Consider the following 18481-nt stretch of genomic DNA (forward strand, 5'->3'; position numbering starts at 1 on the left):
GCGTCGTTGGTGACGCCGATCCGGGCGACGGCGGCGTCGGCGGCGTCGTTGGTGACGCCGATCCGGGCGACGGCGGCGTCGGCGGCGTCGTTGGTGACGCCGATCCGGGCGACGGCGGCGTCAGCAGCATCGTTGGTGAGACCGATCCGGGCCACGGCGACGTCGGCATCGGCCCGGATGACGTCGATGCCGGCGATCGCCACCTCGGCCCGGTCGGCGATCCGTTCCATCCGATCGACGAGCGCACCGACACGCTTCAGCAGCTGCTCGCCCTCGCCGAGCGCGCCCGCCACCCGGGGCAGCAGGGCCAGGGCCTCGGTGACGCCGTCACGGAGGCCCTCGGCGGCGTGCAGCACGTCCGACGGGCCGGGGAAGGGCAACTTCACGGCCAGAGGCTACGGTCCAGCGCGCCAGCCTGCCGGTCGAGAGCCGTGCTCGCTGTGACCGATCCGTTCATCCCCCGCGCGTCCGGCCGGGCGGGTGGTCGACCGCCCGTATCGTGGAGCGGTCGCACCGGCGGCGGTCTGCGGCCGCCCGGGGCGGGACGACCGGGCAGCGAGCGGACTGCCGACAACGACGATGGGATGTCGACGCCGGTGGCGGATCAGCCGACGCGGGACGGGGCCGACAGCGGTCCCCGACGCGACGACCGGTCATCCGGCGCCGTCCCGCCCGCCTCCGGGCACGCCGCGGACGGCCCGGCCGCGCCGCTGACCGTCGCCGAGCTGCTCGCCCGCTCGGGCACCGGGGTCCGCCGGCGACGGGCCGACCGCCGGGAGGCTGGTGAGGCCACCGGCCGCCAGCAACCGGTCGACGACGCCGGGACCCCGCTGTGGCAGCCCGGTGTGGCCAGGGACGACGAACCCGCATGGCCGGGCCGCTCGGCCTCCTCCGACGGACCCGGTCTCCGGGGTGGCTGGCGGGACCGCCCGCAGCCGTCCGTCGTCCCCTCGCCGCCGGTGCTGCCCACCGGCTGGCAGCCGGCGATGCCCGCACCGGTCTCCGAGCCGGAGGCCGCCGTCCCGACCGACGAGCCCGGCATCCGGGTCGCCCGCCCGGCGGCCGCCCCGCCCGGCTCCCGCAGGAACCGGCCTGCGGAGGATCGGGCCACGCCGACGGTGGGCCGTCGACCCCCCGTCCCCGCCGCCACGCCGAACGGGCCAGGTTCGCCTGCCCCCGGCGTCCCGGAGAGCCTGAGGCCGCCGGCCAACAGCAGACCGGCCGCGGCGCCTCCGGCTGCGGCACCGTCCGTGCCCGTGCCCTCACGACCGGTCCCGTCATCGGCGCCCGTGGCCCACCCGACACCCCCGGCACCGCCGTCGTCCCCGCGGCCGGTGGGCCCACCGCTCCCCCCGCCGGCGCCCCCCCAGTACTCCGTGCCGGTGCCCGGGGTGCGGCGCAGCCTGCCCGTGCCACCCATCCCCGGCCGGGACGTGCCCGTGGTCCCCGGGGGCGCGACGGTCGCCGACCTGCCCACGCCCCGTCCACCTGCCGGGCCGCTCCGCCGTCGGGTGACCCGGGTCGCGCTCGCGCTGGTGGCCCTGTTCGGCCTGGTGGCCGTCTACTACGTCGGTCTCTACTTCTACGCCGACCACTCGATCGACCGGGTGGACGCGCTGGTCACCGACGGCCCCGAGGTGCTGGCCCCGCAGCTGCAGGAGACCTCGTCGACCTACCTGGTGGTCGGCACCGGCCTGCCCGGGCGCAGTGGGCTGTCTGCGGTCAGCACCGTGGTGGCGCACGTCTCCGCCGACGGCGAGCAGGCCGTGCTGGTCAGCGTGCCCCCGACGGCACTGTCCGACACCCCTGTCTGCCAGACCACGGACGGTGACCTCCGCCAGCCGCAGACCGAGCCGTTCGCCGCGGCGCTGCTCGACGGCGGTCCCTCCTGCCTGGTCCGGTCGGTGCAGCAGCTGACCGGCCTGCGGGTCGACCACTACGTGTCCGTCGACCTCGCTCGGCTGCCCGGGATGGTCGAGGCGCTGGGCGGGGTCCCGGTCTGCCCGGGGACGGGTGGCCTCCAGCTGGCCGGCGCCGAGGTGACCGGGTACCTGCAGCCCGCCACCGGGACCGACGTCACCGGCGCAGCGGTGGCCGAGCGCGAGCAGCGGGTGCTGATCTCGGCACTCGACTCCGCGCTGGCGGACAGCACGCTGGCCGACCCGCTCACCCTGACCCGCTTCCTCTCCCGGGCAGGGGACGCGTTCACCGTGGACGCGGAGACGACGCTGGGCGACCTCCGGACCTTCGGGGCCACCGTGGGCGAGCTGTCCGGCAGTGCGATCGAGCGCACCGGGCTCCCGGTCGCCGAGGTGGGCCACGTGCCCAGTGGCAGCGACCAGGCGGTGGTCGTCGTCGACGCCACCGCGACCCGGCAGCTGTTCGACGCGGTGATCGAGACCGGTCGGCTGCCCGTCCCGGCCGGCGATGGCGTCGCCGGCACCGCGCCGACCGACCCTGCGCCCGCCGAGCCGGCGCCGGTGGTCGACCCGGTGCCCGAGGGGACGACCGTCTCCGTGGAGCCGGCCGGTGTGACGGTGGACGTGCTCGACGGCTCCGGAACCGGGCGCACCGGCGAGGTGGCCGACGGGCTGGCCGCCACGGGCTTCCGGGTCGGCGCCCGGGGCGTCGAACCGGCCACCGTGGACCGCACCGTGGTGCGGTACGGCCCGGCGGCGCTGGAGCCGGCGCTCACGGTGGCGGCGGCGGTGCCCGGAGCCGTGCTGGTGGAGACCGCCCTGGTGGGCTCGGCGGTGCAGCTGGTCGTCGGGCCGGACTTCACCGGCCTGGCTCCCGTGGAGATCGGCACCCCGGTGCCGACGACAGCGGCCCCGGACCCCGCTGTCGCGGAGGCCGAGGCCGCTTCGTCCTGCAGCTGAGCGGCGGGAGAGCCGCTCAGCGGAGCATCACCCGAACCGGCCGGAGATGTAGTCCTCCGTCGCCTTCTCGTCCGGGTTGCTGAAGATCTTCTCGGTCGGGTTGTACTCGATCAGCCGGCCGGGCTGGCCCACCCCGTTGAGGTTGAAGAACCCGGTGGTCTCGCTGACCCGCGCGGCCTGCTGCATGTTGTGGGTGACGATGACGATGGTGAACTGCTCCTTGAGCTCCATCATCAGGTCCTCCACGGCCAGCGTGGAGATCGGGTCGAGGGCCGAGCACGGCTCGTCCATCAGCAGCACCTCGGGCTGGACGGCGATCGCGCGGGCGATGCAGAGCCGCTGCTGCTGACCACCGGAGAGCCCCGACCCCGGGCGGTTCAGCCGGTCCTTGACCTCGTTCCAGAGGTTCGCGCCCTTGAGCGAGCGCTCGACCAGGTCGTCCATGTCGCTCTTGCTGGTCTTCTTGGCGTTCAGCCGCAGGCCCGCCGCGACGTTGTCGTAGATCGACATCGTCGGGAACGGGTTCGGCCGCTGGAAGACCATGCCGATCTGCCGGCGGACGTCGACCGGGTCGACGTCGGAGCCGTAGAGGTCCTGCCCCTCGATGACGACCTTGCCCTCGACGCGGGCGCCGGGGATCACCTCGTGCATCCGGTTCAGGGCCCGCAGGAAGGTGGACTTCCCACAACCCGAGGGACCGATCAGCGCCGTGATGCTCCGCGGCTCGATGGAGAGGTTGACCCCTTCCACGGCCTTGAAGTTGCCGTAGTAGATGTCCAGGTCCGAGACGTCGATGCGCTTGGCCACGTGGTGTTCCTCCGGGTTCCGGGTCAGCGACTGGTCTTGGGGGCGAAGAAGCGGCTGATCAGGCGGGCGACCACGTTGAGGCCCATGACCAGCATGATGAGGACCAGGGCCGCTGTCCAGGCCCGGTCGATCGCGTCCTGCGGCGGCACGCCCGGCTGGGTGAGCTGGTAGTACGCATACACCGGCAGCGTCGCGATCCGCCCGTCGAAGGCGTTGAAGTTCAGGGCGTTGGTGATGCCGACCGTGATGAGCAGCGGCGCGGTCTCACCGATCACGCGGGCGATGGCCAGCGTGACACCGGTGGCCAGGCCGGCGATCGCGGTCGGGATGACCACCTTGAGGATCGTGCGCCACTTGGGCACGCCCAGGGCGTAGGCAGCCTCGCGGAGCTCGTTCGGGACGAGCTTCAGCACCTCCTCCGCCGAGCGCACGACCACCGGGATCATCAGCACCGACAGCGCCACCGCGCCCATGATCCCCAGCCGCACGCCCGGGCCGAAGATCAGCACGAACAGCGCGTAGGCGAACAGGCCGGCGACGATCGAGGGGATGCCGGTCATCACGTCGATGAAGAAGGTGATCGACCGCTTCAGCCGGCCGGAGCCGTACTCGACCAGGTAGATCGCGGTCATCAGGCCGATCGGCACCGAGATGAGCGTGGTCAGCAGGGTGATGATCAGCGTGCCCATGAGCGCGTGGTAAGCGCCCCCACCCGGGCCGATGACGCCCTGCAGGGAGGCGGTGAAGAACTCGGCGTCGAAGCGCGCCGCCCCGCGACGGACCACCTCGTAGACCAGCGAGACCAGCGGCACCATCGCGATGCCGAAGGCACTGATCACCAGGCAGGTGACCAGCCGGTCGACCGCCTTGCGCGGGCCTTCGGTCACCCGGGACAGCAGCCACGTCCCCAGCGTGCCGAGCACCACCGTGTAGATGACGAACAGCACGATGTTCCAGCTGGTGAGCAGGCCGATCCCCAGGGCGAGGACGGCGGCGGCGCCGAACACCGCCCACGGCACCCACGGCGCCTGCTTCTCGTGCCCGCCCAGGGCGCCCTGGGACGGCGCAGAGGTCTCCGGTGCGGCGCTCGGCTGCTGGGTGGAGGTGCTCATCAGTTGGCTCCGGAGAAGTCGGACCGGCGGTTGACGACCCACCGGGCGAGCATGTTGACCAGGAGGGTGATCACGAACAGCGCGAGCCCGCTGGCGATCAGGGTGTTGACGGCGAGTCCGGTCGACTCCGGGAACTCCAGCGCGATGTTCGCCGCGATCGTCTGCGGGTTGGCGCTGGTGATGAGCGCCCAGGTGATCCCGGCGGCCGAGCCGGACAGGATGATCGCCACGGCCATGGTCTCGCCGAGGGCGCGCCCCAGGCCGAGCATCGAGCCGCCGATGACGCCGGACTTGCCGTAGGGGATGACGGCCATCTTGATCATCTCCCAGCGGGTGGCGCCCAGGGCGAGGGCGGCCTCGGTGTGCAGCGTCGGCACCTGGCTGAACACCTCGCGGGAGATGGCGCTGACGATCGGCAGGATCATCACCGCGAGCACCAGCCCGATGGTCAGCATCGTGCGGCCGCTCGAGGAGACCGGCCCGGCGAAGAACGGGATGAACCCGAGGTTCTCCTCGAGCCAGCGGTAGAAGGGCACCAGCCGCGGGGCGAGCCAGAAGATGCCCCAGAAGCCGTACACGATGCTCGGGATCGCGGCCAGCAGGTCGACCACGTAGCCCAGCCCGGCGGCCAGCTTGCGCGGCGCGTAGAAGGTGATGAACAGCGCGATCGCCACCGCCAGCGGCGTGGCGACCAGCAGGGCGATCACCGCGGAGAGCAGGGTGCCGAAGATCAGCGGCCAGATGTAGGAGGCCAGGCCGCCGTCGCCCGGGAGCTCGTCCGCCGACGCCGTCAGCGCCGGGACCGACTCGCTGATCAGGAAGAGGGCCACCCCGGCCAGGATGACCAGGATGAGGATGCCCGCGCCCTTGGCGGTGCCGGCGAAGATGCGGTCACCGGGCCGGCTCTTGGGCTGGGCGGGTGGTGCGCTGGTGGTGGAGGTCACCGATCGCTCCGGGGGGCTCGTACCGCTGGATGCTGGGAGGCGTGCAGTGGATCACGCGCCACGGCGGCCCGGGGTGTCCGGGTGGACACTCCGGGCCGCCGCAGCGCGCTGCTGGCCGACTCGATCAGCCGGCGGCCGTGATGGCGTCGATCGCACCCTGCGCCTGCTCGCGCAGGCTGTCCGAGATCGGTGCGCTGCCCGCGGCCTCGGCCGCGGCCTGCTGGCCCTCCTCGCTGACCACGTAGCTCATGAAGTCCGAGACCAGGTCGGCGGTCTCCTGGTCCTCGTACTCGACGCAGCCGACGTGGTAGCTGATCAGCACGATCGGGTAGTTGCCCGACTCGGTGGTGTCGCGGGCGAGCTCGATGGCGAAGTCGTACTCGCCGCGGCCCTCCAGCGTCTCCGAGTTCTCCACCACGGCGGCGGCGGCCTCGGCGGTGGGCTCGACGAACTCCTCGCCCACGCCGATGTTGGCGACACCCAGGTCGCCGGCCTGGCTCAGGTCGGCGTAGCCGATGCTGCCGTTGCCGGCCCCGACCGCGCTGACCACGCCGGAGGTGCCCTGGGCGGCCTCGCCACCGGAGACCGGCCAGTCACCACTGGCCTCGTGCGGCCAGGCGTCGCCGGCTGCGGCGACCAGGTACTCGGTGAAGTTCTCCGTGGTGCCCGACTCGTCACTCCGGTTGACCGGGGTGATCGGCAGGTCCGGGAGGGTGGCGTCCGGGTTGTCCGCGGCGATCGCCGGGTCGTTCCAGTTGGTGATCTCCTGGTTGAAGATCCCGGCGAGGACCTCGGGGGAGAGGTTCAGCTCCTCGACGCCCTCGAGGTTGTAGACGACGGCGATCGGCGCGATGTAGTTCGCCAGTTCGAAGATGCCGGACTCGCCGCAGCGCTCCTCGGCCTGCGCGAGCTCCTCCTCGTCCAGCGCGGCGTCCGAGCCGGCGAAGTCGGTGCCGCCGGCGAGGAACTGCTCGCGGCCACCGCCGGAGCCGATCGGGTCGTAGTTGACCGTGACATCGGGCTGGACGCTCGAGTAGCCGGCGGTCCAGCCCTGCATGGCTGCCTGCTGGCTGCTGGCGCCGGCTCCGACGAGGGTGCCGCTGAGCTCCCCGCCGCTGTCGCCCCCGGAAGCGGTGCCCGAACCGGTCTCCTCGTTCGAGGCGCCGCACGCGGCGAGAGCGAGGGTGGCGGCGAGCGCTGCGGACACGGCCGCGGTGCGCGTCGTGGTGCTGAGCTTCAACTCAGTGGCCTTTCGACTGGTGTGTGCCCGGACGTCGAAGCCGGGCAGGGAAGATCGAACGACCAGGACGCTAAGCAGCTGAGGTGGACGGATCCGGGTAGCTCGATGAACGCTGGGTGAACGCGGACTGAGACTTGGCCCACGAATCGACAGACGGTGTACGTCCAACGGGTGAACCGCCGCGTGGCGGGGTGCCGACGGGGGGTCCGGGATCCTCGACGAGGGGTGCAGCAGGGCCGCTCAGGGGGAGGGCGTGCGCCGCCAGGAGACGTCGACGGCGTGCCGGGTGAACCCGCTCCGCTCGTACAGCGCGACGGCGGCGGTGTTCTCCTCCTCGACGTAGAGGAGCACCGCGGACAGGCCGGCGGCGCGCAGGTGCGCCAGCCCGGCATCGGTCAGTGCCCGGCCCAGCCGCATCCCCTGCGCGTCCGGGTCGATGCCGAGCACGTAGACCTCGCCGATCGGCTCGTCGCCGACGTCGCCGGCCGGGTGCACCTTGGTCCAGTGGAAGCCGAGCAGCCGGGGCCCGTCCGGCTCGCCCCGCCAGGCCAGGAAGAAGCCGGCCGGGTCGAACCACGGCTCCGCCTCGCGCAGGGCGAGGTCGCCGCGGGTCCACCGGCCCTGCTCGGGGTGGGAGGCGAAGGCGCGGGAGTTCACCCGCAGCCAGGCGTCCTCGTCGGTGCCCGGCCGGAAGGTCGTGACGGACACCCCGGTCGGCAGCTCGAGCTGCGGGTCGGGGTCCACCCCGTCCAGCGGACGGCGCATCTGCAGCAGCACGCGTGCCCGGTCGTAGCCGCGGCCGCGGGCGAGCTCGGCCGACCCGGGCAGCTCGCCGTGGGCCCACACCCGCAGCGGGCGGTCGGCGGCGAGCTCCTCGAGCCGGGCGACCAGGGCGGTGCCCACGCCGCGACGGCGGCTGTCCGGGGCCACGACCAGCTCGGCCTCGGCCTCCGGGTCGCCGGGAGGCAACTCCAGCCGGGCATAGCCGAGGAGCGTGCCGGCGTCGTCCCGTGCGGTGAGGTCGACGCCACCGACCGGCCCGCCGTGCTGCAGTCGCAGCTCGGACTCCTCGGAGACCGGACGCACCCCGTCGGCGGCCAGCGCCGCCTCGAGCAGGTCGCGGACCTCCTGCACGACCGCGGCGGGGAGCCGTTCGGTGACCTCGACCAGCACCGGGCTCAGCGGACCGTGGTCAGGAGAGCGGGACACCGGTCTCGACCGCCGCCACGTTGGCCGCGGCGGTCGCGTCGGCGACCTGCTGGTCGAGCTTGTAGCCGACGTTGCGGACGGTGCCGATCAGTGCCTCGTGCTCGGTGCCGAGCTTGGCGCGCAGCCGACGGACGTGCACGTCCACGGTGCGGGTGCCACCGAAGTAGTCGTAGCCCCAGATCTCCTGCAGCAGCTGGGCCCGGGAGAAGACCCGGCCCGGGTGCTGGGCGAGGTACTTGAGGAGCTCGAACTCCTTGTAGGTGAGGTCGAGCGGGCGCCCGCGCAGCTTCGCCGAGTAGCTGTGCTCGTCGATCACCAGCTCGCCGGCCTTGGTCACGCCGCCCTCCGACCCGTCGGCCGGGGCGGTGGCGGCCAGTCGACGGGCGGTGGCCCACTTCAGCCGCGCGTCCACCTCGGCCGGGCCCGCGGTCTCGAGCACGACGTCGTCGACGCCCCAGTCGGCCGACAGGGCGACGAGTCCGCCCTCGGACAGCACCGCGACCAGCGAGGCGGCGACGCCCGTCGAGGCCAGCAGCGAGCACAGGGTCCGTGCGGAGACGAGGTCGTGCCGGGCGTCGACCAGCACGACGTCCCCGGCGTCACCGTCGAGCAGGCTGGACAGCTCGGGAGCCACGACGCGCACCTGGTGGGCCAGCAGCCCGAGCGCAGGGAGGACCTCCGTGGTGGCCTGACGGGCCGAGGTCATGAGCACGAGCCGCATGTCGTCTCCTCACTGGGCGCACCCAGGCCGTCGACGGCGCTGTCGAGGTGAGAGGGCAGGATAGCGGACGTGCGCCACCGTCCGGATCAACTGGTGAGGTACCGCACGGCCAGGTCGTGTCCCGGCGACACGACCACCCCGGCACGCCCTGCGGTGCGGGGCTCCTCTGCGAGGATCCCGGGGTGACGCAGGCTGCTCCGGACGCCCAGCTGTCCCCGGTCGCCCACCACCTCCCGGCGGCCGGCCTGGTCGTCGTGGTGACCGCGGTGGCCGTGGGCCTGCCCGCCGCGCTCGGCGACACCGGCCGGGTCGTCGCGGTGGCGCTGCTCCAGCTGGGCCTGGTCGCCGGATGGGTGGTCGCCACCGGCATCCGTGGCTCCCTGGGCTCCCTCGCCCTGGGGGGTGCCGCGGCCGTCGCGGCCGACGCGGCGGTGCTCCTCCCCGCCCGCCCGCAACTGGACTGGCTGCTGGCGGTCCTCGGCCTGGGGTTCCTGGCCGCCGTCGTCCACCAGATGACCCGCCCGGCACCGCGCCGGTACCTCGTCGCGTCGCTGGCCGGGGTCGTCCTGCTGCTGTGCTCCGTCTGTGCGCTGGCGGTGCTGCTGGGGGTCGCCCGGCTCGATGCCGGGCCGCAGGCGCTGGAGACGGCGGTCCTGGTGGTCGGTGCCGCGCTGCTGGCCGGTCACCTGGTCGACGTCGTGCTGCCCCGCCCGGGGATCGCCCCCGGCGTGCCCCGCGGTCTGCTCGGCGTCGTCCTCGCCGTGCTGGCCGCCACGGGGGTCGCCCTGCTGGGCCGGGAGAGCGACGCGCTGATCGACGTCCTCTCGGCGGCCATCTACGGCGCGGCCCTGGGCGGGGCGGCCGCGCTCGCGGCGCTGAGCGCCTCCTACGTCGCGGCCGAGCGCGGTGAGCGGAGCTGGGCGCTGCCGGTGGTGCAGGCGGTGCTCCCACTGGCGGCGGTCGCCCCGGTGGCCTATGCCCTCGCCTCGTACGGCACCGGCTGAGCGGCAGGGGAGACTCGACGCGTGAAGGCACTGCTGATCGTCCTGCTGCTCGGGCTCGGCCTGTTGGTCCTCGTCGACCGGGTCGGCGTCACCGTCGCCGAGGGGCAGGTGGCCGACCAGGTGGCTGAACGCGGTGGGCTGGCCGGTGCGCCGGAGGTCGACATCACCGGGTTCCCGTTCCTCACCCAGGCGCTGTCCGGCCGCTACGACGAGGTGCGGATCAGCCTGACCGCCGAGCAGCTCGGCGAGCCGGCCGGCACCCGGGCCGACGTGTCGCTGTTCGGGGTGCAGGTGTCACTGTCCGACGCGGTCTCCGGCTCGGTCCAGGAGATCCCGGTGGAGCAGGTCGACGGCACGGCGACGCTCTCCTACGAACTGCTCGCCCAGCAGCTCGGCGGCGACACCCGGCTGCAGGGCGACGGCGACCGCATGCGCATCGACCGCACGGTCGACCTCCTCGGCCTGGAGGTCCCGATCACCGCCCGGGGGACCGTCTCGCTCGACGGGCAGGACCTGGTGGTCGACGTCGAGGACGCAGCGGCCGCGGGCGTCGACGTCCCCGGCTTCGTCCTCGACCGGGCAGTGGACGTGCTCGACTTCCGGTACCCCGTGCCGGAACTGCCGTTCGGGCTCGAGCTGACCGGGGTCGACCCCCGGGACGACGGCGTCCTCGTGCGGGTGTCGGCGACCGACACCGTGCTGAGCGGCTGATCGGCCGGAATGCTCCCGGAGGCGCACCCGTTGCCCCTCAGGTGACCACGACGATCCCCACCACCGAGGCCGCCGCCGCCCTGGCGGGGCTCGGGGTGCGCCCGGCGGAGGCCGAGCTGACCGTGGTGCAGTTCTCCACGGCCTTCTGTGGGCCCTGCCGGGCCACCCGCGCCCGGCTGCAGCGGTTGCAGGCCACCCGGTCCGGGTTGTCGCACGTGCACGTGGACGCCGAGAGCCACCTGGACGCGGTGCGGGCGCTCGACGTGCGGGTCACCCCGACGCTGATCTGGCTGGACGCCGCGGGGGCGGTGGTGGCCCGCAGCACCGGCGCGCCCGGGTCGGCCGAGCTGGCCGCTCTGGTGGACGCGCACCTGAGGTCCTGACGGTGATCCGCTACCCTCGCGCCGTGGGCCCCCTGCTGACCTCGCGCCGCACAGTCGACCTGTGCCGCGTCGGCAGCACCCGCTGTCCGGCCTGCTGAGGCCGCACCCCGCGCGGAGACCACGTCCCGCGCCGCTCTCCGCACGCCCTGGCCGACCTCCGCCGGATGTGCCGCTCCGGTGGACACCGGCTCCGCGTTCCCGCACGGGACCCGCGCCCGAGCTGCACCGCACGACGTCCGCACCATCCGCCCGAACTGATGGAGGAACCACACTCATGAGCCGTAGCGACGTGCTCGTCACCGCCGACTGGGCCCAGGAGCACCTGGGTGACCCGAACATCGTCTTCGTCGAGGTCGACGAGGACACCAGCGCCTACGACGGCGGCCACCTCGAGGGTGCCGTCAAGCTGGACTGGAAGACCGACCTGCAGGACCCGCTGCGCCGTGACTTCGTGGGCCGTGAGGCGTTCGAGGCGCTGCTGTCCTCGCGCGGCATCGGCAACGACGACACCGTGGTCCTCTACGGCGGCAACAACAACTGGTTCGCCGCCTACGCCTACTGGTACTTCAAGCTCTACGGGCACCGCGACGTGAAGCTGATCGACGGTGGCCGCAAGAAGTGGGAGCTCGACGGTCGCCCGCTGTCGAAGGAGACCGTGGAGCGCCCGGCCACCACCTACCGCGCCAGCGAGCCCGACCTGTCGATCCGCGCGTTCCGCGACGAGGTCGTGGCCTCGATCGGCAGCAAGAACATCATCGACGTGCGCTCGCCCGACGAGTTCTCCGGCAAGATCCTCGCCCCGGCGCACCTGCCGCAGGAGCAGGCGCAGAAGGGCGGGCACGTCCCCACGGCGATGAACATCCCGTGGAGCAAGGCGGCCAACGAGGACGGCACGTTCAAGAGCGACGAGGACCTGGCCAAGCTCTACGCCGAGCAGGGCTACGACGAGGCCAAGCCGACGATCGCCTACTGCCGCATCGGTGAGCGCTCGAGCCACACCTGGTTCGTGCTGCGCGAGCTGCTCGGCAAGTCCGACGTCAAGAACTACGACGGCTCCTGGGTCGAGTACGGCTCGCTGGTCGGCGTCCCGATCGAGAAGTGAGCTGACATGTGCGGAGCCCCGAAGCAGGGCGGCAGCCTGGCCGGTGTCGACCTGAGCACCCAGACCGTCATCCAGGGATCGGTGTGGCACGACGGCGCCCCGGTGGCCGGCGCGTACGTCCGGCTGCTGGACGCCACCGACGAGTTCACCGCCGAGGTGGTGACCAGCCCGGAGGGTGAGTTCCGGTTCTTCGCCGCGCCGGGTCGCTGGACGCTGCGCACCCTGGCGCCCGTCGGCCGGGCCGAGCGCCCGATCGACGCCGAGGTCGGGCTGAACGAGACGACCCTCGCGATCGACTGACGACCGGGCCCGTCACGGGTCCACCAGCGCCCGCTCCGGCTTCGGCCGGGGCGGGCGCTGTCGTCTCTCCCACCGGCAGAGCCACCAGCGCAGGCGCTGACCGACCTGGTCCGGGAGATGGGTGCACCGCCCGGGTCAGCGCCGTCCCCTGCCCGGTGCTGCGCGCCGTCGTGGCAGCGCCGGTCCCCGCCTCATCCGGGGCACCGCAGGGCAGGGAGGGCGGCGCGGATACCGTGGCGGCATGGGTCTGTTCTCCGCCTGGGTGCTCATCACCCTCGTCGCGCTGGTCGTGTTGGGCTTCGCCGCCTCGGCGTGGCGGGTCGCCCGCGCCGAGCGTCCGGGGCGCGCCCGATGAGCGCCCCCGTCCCGCCCGGCCTGCCGAACGGGCCGGTCGCCGGCCCGACCGAGCTGCCCGTCCCGGACACCGTCGACGTCCGCGAGGGGCCTGAGGTGGCCCACGAGCTGCTGTCGGTGCTGCCGCTGCTGGGTGAGTGGCACGGCGAGGGGCAGGCCGCCGGCGCCGGCGGCGACCACCGCTTCGGGCAGTGGGTCCGGTTCGCCCACGACGGCCGGGACTTCCTCAGCTACGAATCGCGCACCTGGCGGCTGTCCGGCGACGGCCAGGTGGCGGGCCCGGACCAGCGGGAGTCCGGCTTCTGGCGGCCCCGCGGCGAGGAGGAGGTCGAGCTGCTGGTGAGCTCCCCGGCCGGGCTGGTCGAGATCTACGTCGGCACGGCCCGGACGACGACCAGCTGGGAGCTGGACAGCGACGTCCTGGCCCGCACCCCCGACCATCCCGACACCAGCCGGGCCAAGCGGCTCTACGGCATCGTCGACGGTGCGCTGCTCTACGCGGTCGACCGGGCGGCGGGCGACCAGCCGCTGCGCCCGACCATGTCCGCCCGCCTGGAGAGGATCCGTTGAGCCCGGTGACGCCGCCCGCCACCCCCCGCCAGGTCGCCGACCGCTACGTCGACGCGGTCTGCGACCTCGACCCGATCGTCGCCACCCAGCTGGGCACCCGCCCCGGTGACGACCGGCTGCCCGACACCAGCCCCACCGGGCTGGCCGCCGAGGCGGAGCTGATCCGGGCGACGCTCGCCGAGCTGGACCGGGTGCTGGCCGCCGACCCGTCCCTGGACGACGACCCGGTCGAGCGCCGCTGCGCCCGGCTGCTGCGGGAGCGGCTCACCGCCGCGCTGGACCTGCACGAGGCCGGCGAGGACCTGCGGGCGGTGTCCAACCTCTTCTCCCCGGTGCACTCCATCCGGCAGGTCTTCTCCATGATGCCGACCCGGACGCCGGAGGACTGGGCCGTCCTGGCCCGTCGGCTCGCCCGGGTGCCCGCGGCCTATCGCGGGTACTGCGAGTCGTTGATCGCCGGGGCCGCGCAGGGCCTGTTCGCCGCGCCCCGGCAGGTGCACACCGTGGTCGGGCAGCTCGACGAGTGGCTGGCCGGCCCCTACTTCGCCGGGCTGGTCGCGCCCGGCCCCGACGAGGTGCGCGCCGAGCTGGACGCCGCCGCGGCCGCCGCCGACGCCGCGGTCGCCACCGTCCGCGACTTCCTCCGGGACACCTACGCCCCACAGGCCGCGGGCACCCCCGACGCGGTCGGCCGGGAGCGGTACGCCCGCTTCGCCCGGTCCTGGAACGGCTCGGACCTCGGCACCGGAACCGGCCTGGAGGAGGCCTACGCCTGGGGCTGGGCCGAGCACCAGCGGATCCTGACCGAGCAGCGCACCGAGGCGGAGAAGGTGCTCCCCGGCGCCACGCCCATGGAGGCGATGCGCTGGCTGACCGAGCACGGCGAGGCCGTGGCGGGCGTGGAGCCGGTCCGGCAGCGGCTGCAGGCGATGATGGACGACGCGATCGAGGCCCTCGACGGGGTGCACTTCGACATCGCCGGCCCGGTGCGCCAGGTGGAGGCGATGATCGCCCCGCCGGGGAGCGCGGCGGCGCCGTACTACACCCGGCCGACCCAGGACTTCTCCCGGCCGGGCCGGACCTGGCTGCCGACGCTGGGCCGAGAGCGCTTCCCGCTGTGGGACCTCGTCTCGACCTGGTACCACGAGGGCGTCCCCGGCCACCACCTGCAGCTGGCGCAGTGGGCCTACGTCTCCGGCGACCTGTCGTCCTACCAGACCTCACTGGGGTCGGTCGGGGCCAACGTCGAGGGCTGGGCGCTCTACGCCGAGCGTCTGATGGACGAGCTGGGCTTCCTGACCGACCCGGGCGCGCGGCTGGGTTACCTGGACGCGCAGCAGATGCGCGCCGTCCGGGTGGTGGTCGACATCGGCATGCACCTGGAGCTGCCGATCCCCGACGACGCCGAGGGTGCCGTCGAGGCACATCGTGGCGAGCCGTGGACGCCCGAGCTGGCGCGCGCGTTCTTCGGCGAGAACTGCGGCCGGGACGCCGACTTCCTGGACAGCGAGCTCGTGCGATACCTCGGCATGCCCGGGCAGGCGATCAGCTACAAGCTGGGGGAGCGGGCCTGGCTGGCCGGCCGGGCGGCGGCCCAGCAGGCGCGGGGTGCCGACTTCGACCTGAAGGCCTGGCACATGGCCGCGCTCTCGCAGGGCAGCCTGGGCCTCGACGACCTGGCCGCCGAGCTCGCCCAGCTCTGACGCGCCAGGCGACAGAGATGGCCATTTCTGTCGGCTAGCGGTCGGGGGCGTCGGGTGGGGTGGCGTTGACCCGATCGGCGTCCCAGGTGGTGCGCTGGCCGAACTCCGCCGGGGCGATCTCCAGGCCGTCGATGGCGAACAGCTCGGCGATGCAGGCGGTGCTTCCGCCGACGTAGGTGCTGACCAGGTCGATGTCGGTCACCACGCACCAGGCGCGGTCGGCCGGCCACCAGAGGTTGGCGCTCTGCTCGAACGGCTCGGCGGCCATGTTCTGCGCGGCCAGCTGGACCGGGCCGTTGATCAGCCAGTACTCCCGGTCGGGCAGGCTCAGCGTCGGGTGGTCGGTGATGACGGCGCCGCCCTGGGCCACGGCGAACCAGCAGACGTCCGGGGTCGTCGTCCAGCGGGAGAGCACCGAGACGAGTCGTTCGGCGACCGGCGCGGGGAGGTGCCCGCGGGCCGGGGCGCCGTGCCACAGCGGGGACTGGTCGTCGTTCTCGAAGTACTCCATCGCCCCGGTGACCGAGCCCCACTGCATCAGCGGGTGCACGGTGGTGCCGTTGGCGGCGGCGACGGACGCCCAGGGGACCTCGACGTCGTCGTCCCCCACGTAGCGCACGGCCGGGTGGAAGACCCGGGCCACCGCCTCGAACGAGGAGGGGACCAGCGCAGCGACGGTCGCCGGTGCAGCGGCCGAGGCGGACTCGGCGAGCCAGATGCCCGCAGACGTGTCCAGGGCGACGGAGCGGCCGGTGAACTGCATGCGGCGACACCTCCCCCGGACAACGGACAACCCCCGGGCTGCTCCGCGGCGCTGTACCCACCGTAGTGGGGAGCAGCACGCGGGCCGACTGGACAACGTCGGCAGCCCGGGGGTCGGGTGACTGTCCGGTTCTCGCTCGCCGCCATCGACGGACGGGCGGGAGTGCCGTCGCTCAGGTGCTGTGGGTCTTCCACAGGTTCTGAACGGGCGGCCCATCTGGACGGCGGCTAGCGGACAGCCACCTCACGTGTCCTGTAAGTCATCAACTTCGGGACCACCTCCTCTCTCGTGATGCCACGACGGTACGACGCGAAGAGGAGCTCGGCAACGACCTTTTCTCAGGTGTCGGACGAGGGGCCGGCCTTGCGCCCGGGCGGGGGCGCGCCCTCCCAGTCGGGGTCGTGGGTGGCCTTGTCGTCCACGGTGCGGATCTCCCGCCCGTCCTCGGTCTGGTAGACGTCGGGCACGCCGTCCTGGTCGCGGTCCTCCGTCTCGATCGCGGCGATCCGGCGGTACCGGCGGTCGCGCGACTTGAGCAGGATCGAGGCCAGCAGGGCCGCGGTCAGGGTGCCGACCAGGACGCCGACCTTCACGTGCTCGTCGCGCAGCGAGCCCTCGCCGTAGGCGAGTGCGCCGATGAGCAGGGAGACGGTGAACCCGATCCCGGCGAGCATGGCCAGGCCGATGACGTCGGGCCAGCCCAGCGACTCGTCCAGCTCGGCGCGGGTGAACCGGGAGACCAGCCAGGTGGCGCCGGTGATGCCGATCGTCTTGCCGGCGACCAGGCCCACGACGATGCCGATGGCGACCGGGTCCGACAGCGACTCGACCAGGCCGGACAGGCCGCCGATGGTGACGCCGGCGGCGAAGAAGGCGAACACCGGGACGGCGAACCCGGCGGAGATGGGGCGGATGCGGTGCTCGAAGTGCTCGGCCAGGCCCGGGCCCGCCTCCGGGCCGCCGGCGGCCTGGCTGCGGACGACCGGCACCGTGAAGGCCAGCAGCACCCCGGCGACGGTGGCGTGCACCCCGGACTCGTGCACCAGCACCCAGGCGATGACGGCGAGCGGGATGAGCAGCCACCAGGAACGGATCCGCTTCTGCACCAGGAACCCGAAGACGGCGAGCGGGATGAGCGACAGCAGCAGCGGTGTGATCGCCAGCTCGGAGGTGTAGAAGATCGCGATGACCGTGATCGCCAGCAGGTCGTCGACCACGGCCAGGGTCAGCAGGAAGGTGCGCAGCGCAGTGGGCAGGTGGGTGCTGATCACCGCGAGGACGGCGAGCGCGAACGCGATGTCGGTGGCCGTGGGGATGGCCCAGCCGCGGAGTGCGCCGTCGCCGGTGCCCAGGTTCACCAGCACGAACAGCAGCGCCGGGACCACCATGCCGCCGACCGCGGCGGCGACCGGGAGGGCCGCTCGCCGGGGGTCGCGCAGGTCGCCCGCGACGAACTCGCGCTTGAGCTCGAGCCCCACCACGAAGAAGAAGATCGCCAGGAGGCCGTCGGCTGCCCAGGTGCCGAGGGTGAGGTCCAGGTGCAAGGACTCCGGGCCGACCCGGGTGTCGCGGAGCGACTCGTAGGACTCCGCCCAGGGGGAGTTCGCCCAGACCAGGGCGATCACCGTGCCCACCAGCAGCAGGGCCCCGCCGATGGTCTCCTTGCGGAGGATCGCGGCGATGCGCGTGGCCTCCGGGTAGGACCCCCGGCTGAACAGGCGGGTGGGTGTGGTCACGTGGCGGCTCCGTTGTGCAGGGTCGGGAAGAGAGTTGCCGACCAGACTTCCCGGCGCACCTCGATCGAGGCTACCGGGCCAGCAGTTCGCGCACCCGTCGGGACAACCCGGCGTCCCCGCGGGCTGCGTCGTCCAGCCGGGTGACCGTCGCGGCGCCGCGGATGCCCGAGAGCAGCCAGACGGCGTCGGCCGACCGCAGGTCTTCCACCGACCCCGGGGTCACGGCGGTCGGCCACCCGGCGGCCTCGGCCCGGTCGAACAGCCGGGCCTGGGTCGTCCCGGCCAGGATCCCGGTGTCCACCGGCGGGGTGTGCAGCCGGCCACCGGCCGCCCAGACGACGGTCGAGGTCGGGCCCTCCAGCAGTCGGCCCTCCACCGAGGTGAGGACGACGTCGTCGGCGCCCACGGCGTGTGCGTGCCGCAGGGCGGCCATGTTCACCGCGTAGGAGAGCGTCTTCGCCCCGCCCAGCAGCCACGGGGCGGTGGCGCGCACGTCGGCGGGCACGCCGAGGGAGAGGCTGACCACGGCGATGCCCCGCTCCCGCTGCCGCAGGGTCTCGGCCGGCACCGGGGCCAGCAGGGCGAGCAGCGTCGGCGGCCCGTCGTCCCCGAGGCCGCGGGTGAGCAGCACCCGGCAGGCGCCCTCGACCTCGGCCGGCCAGTCGGCCACCCCGGTCGCCACCACGGCCCGGACGGCGTCGTCCCCCGGGTGGGCGAGCTCCATGATCGACGCCGAGCGGCGCAACCGGGTCAGGTGGGCGTCCAGGTGCGGGGTCGTCCCGCCGGTGACCAGCACCGACTCGAAGACGCCGTCACCCCGGCCGAGCCCCAGGTCGAACCCGGTCACCACCGGCTCGTCCGGCGCGACCACCGTCGCCGTGCCGTTCCGCCAGACCACGACCCGCGCGCTCGTCACGACGTCCACCCTGCCGCATCGGCGAAC

Annotated in this window: 17 protein-coding genes and 1 pseudogene; 8 read left to right on the top strand and 10 right to left on the bottom strand. The window is 73.6% G+C overall.

The window, feature by feature from the left end; translation table 11 throughout:
• Nucleotides 1–386: pseudogene (locus O2W18_RS13840) on the bottom strand (hypothetical protein); the annotation flags it as partial.
• A gap of 1023 nt (nucleotides 387–1409) precedes the next feature.
• Between O2W18_RS13840 and O2W18_RS13845 the strand changes: the two are divergent.
• On the top strand, nucleotides 1410–2879 hold the full coding sequence (locus tag O2W18_RS13845) for an LCP family protein (RefSeq protein ID WP_269188092.1): 1470 nt from the start codon (nucleotides 1410–1412) through the stop codon (nucleotides 2877–2879).
• Nucleotides 2880–2906: 27 nt separating this feature from the next.
• On the opposite strand, the gene pstB is transcribed toward O2W18_RS13845, so the two are convergent.
• The 6 genes from pstB to O2W18_RS13875 form a co-directional block, all read right to left on the bottom strand.
• Nucleotides 2907–3686, bottom strand: coding sequence for a phosphate ABC transporter ATP-binding protein PstB (gene pstB / locus O2W18_RS13850; protein WP_269183682.1), 780 nt, complete (start codon nucleotides 3684–3686; stop codon nucleotides 2907–2909).
• A gap of 23 nt (nucleotides 3687–3709) precedes the next feature.
• Entirely contained in the window at nucleotides 3710–4798 is a 1089-nt protein-coding gene (pstA, locus tag O2W18_RS13855) for a phosphate ABC transporter permease PstA (RefSeq protein ID WP_269188093.1), read from the bottom strand.
• Nucleotides 4798–5742 carry a phosphate ABC transporter permease subunit PstC gene (gene pstC, locus O2W18_RS13860; protein ID WP_269188094.1) on the bottom strand — a complete coding sequence of 315 codons (945 nt, stop codon included), beginning with the start codon at nucleotides 5740–5742 and terminating at the stop codon, nucleotides 4798–4800. The genes pstA and pstC overlap by 1 nt, the downstream gene beginning before the upstream one ends.
• Nucleotides 5743–5866: 124 nt before the next feature.
• The gene (gene pstS / locus O2W18_RS13865) at nucleotides 5867–6982 is read right to left on the bottom strand and encodes a phosphate ABC transporter substrate-binding protein PstS (protein WP_269188095.1); all 1116 of its coding nucleotides are present in this window, start codon (nucleotides 6980–6982) and stop codon (nucleotides 5867–5869) included.
• 240 nt (nucleotides 6983–7222) lie between these two features.
• Nucleotides 7223–8191 carry a mycothiol synthase gene (mshD, locus tag O2W18_RS13870; RefSeq protein WP_269188096.1) on the bottom strand — a complete coding sequence of 323 codons (969 nt, stop codon included), beginning with the start codon at nucleotides 8189–8191 and terminating at the stop codon, nucleotides 7223–7225.
• Nucleotides 8175–8912 carry a winged helix-turn-helix transcriptional regulator gene (locus O2W18_RS13875; protein ID WP_269188097.1) on the bottom strand — a complete coding sequence of 246 codons (738 nt, stop codon included), beginning with the start codon at nucleotides 8910–8912 and terminating at the stop codon, nucleotides 8175–8177. Before O2W18_RS13875 ends, mshD begins: the two co-directional genes overlap by 17 nt.
• 182 nt (nucleotides 8913–9094) lie before the next feature.
• On the opposite strand from O2W18_RS13875, the gene O2W18_RS13880 reads away from it, so the two are divergent.
• The 7 genes from O2W18_RS13880 (at nucleotide 9095) to O2W18_RS13910 (ending at nucleotide 15039) form a co-directional block, all read left to right on the top strand.
• Nucleotides 9095–9916, top strand: coding sequence for a hypothetical protein (locus O2W18_RS13880; RefSeq protein ID WP_269188098.1), 822 nt, complete (start codon nucleotides 9095–9097; stop codon nucleotides 9914–9916).
• A gap of 21 nt (nucleotides 9917–9937) precedes the next feature.
• A complete protein-coding gene (locus tag O2W18_RS13885; protein WP_269188099.1) occupies nucleotides 9938–10627 on the top strand; it encodes an LmeA family phospholipid-binding protein in 690 nt (229 codons plus the stop codon).
• A 41-nt stretch (nucleotides 10628–10668) separates the two neighbouring features.
• Nucleotides 10669–11010, top strand: a complete 342-nt coding sequence (locus O2W18_RS13890) for a TlpA family protein disulfide reductase (RefSeq protein WP_269188100.1) — start codon at nucleotides 10669–10671, stop codon at nucleotides 11008–11010.
• Nucleotides 11011–11284: 274 nt separating this feature from the next.
• A complete protein-coding gene (locus O2W18_RS13895) occupies nucleotides 11285–12112 on the top strand; it encodes a sulfurtransferase (protein ID WP_269188101.1) in 828 nt (275 codons plus the stop codon).
• Between the two features lie 6 nt (nucleotides 12113–12118).
• Complete coding sequence (locus O2W18_RS13900) at nucleotides 12119–12412, top strand: DUF1416 domain-containing protein (RefSeq protein ID WP_269170398.1); 294 nt, start codon at nucleotides 12119–12121, stop codon at nucleotides 12410–12412.
• A gap of 351 nt (nucleotides 12413–12763) precedes the next feature.
• The gene (locus tag O2W18_RS13905) at nucleotides 12764–13336 is read left to right on the top strand and encodes an FABP family protein (RefSeq protein WP_269188102.1); all 573 of its coding nucleotides are present in this window, start codon (nucleotides 12764–12766) and stop codon (nucleotides 13334–13336) included.
• 5 nt (nucleotides 13337–13341) lie between these two features.
• Nucleotides 13342–15039, top strand: coding sequence for a DUF885 domain-containing protein (locus O2W18_RS13910; RefSeq protein ID WP_269188103.1), 1698 nt, complete (start codon nucleotides 13342–13344; stop codon nucleotides 15037–15039).
• A gap of 34 nt (nucleotides 15040–15073) precedes the next feature.
• On the opposite strand, the gene O2W18_RS13915 is transcribed toward O2W18_RS13910, so the two are convergent.
• From O2W18_RS13915 to O2W18_RS13925, 3 genes are all read right to left on the bottom strand, one after another.
• Nucleotides 15074–15802 carry a hypothetical protein gene (locus tag O2W18_RS13915; protein ID WP_269188104.1) on the bottom strand — a complete coding sequence of 243 codons (729 nt, stop codon included), beginning with the start codon at nucleotides 15800–15802 and terminating at the stop codon, nucleotides 15074–15076.
• Nucleotides 15803–16140: 338 nt separating this feature from the next.
• Nucleotides 16141–17538 (bottom strand): Na+/H+ antiporter NhaA, encoded by a 1398-nt coding sequence (gene nhaA / locus O2W18_RS13920; protein ID WP_269188105.1) that lies wholly within the window; start codon nucleotides 17536–17538, stop codon nucleotides 16141–16143.
• Between the two features lie 70 nt (nucleotides 17539–17608).
• Complete coding sequence (locus tag O2W18_RS13925; protein ID WP_269188106.1) at nucleotides 17609–18454, bottom strand: aminotransferase class IV; 846 nt, start codon at nucleotides 18452–18454, stop codon at nucleotides 17609–17611.
• Nucleotides 18455–18481: the final 27 nt, after the last annotated feature.

Source organism: Modestobacter sp. VKM Ac-2983, assembly GCF_026967885.1.
Classification (GTDB): Bacteria; Actinomycetota; Actinomycetes; order Mycobacteriales; family Geodermatophilaceae; genus Modestobacter.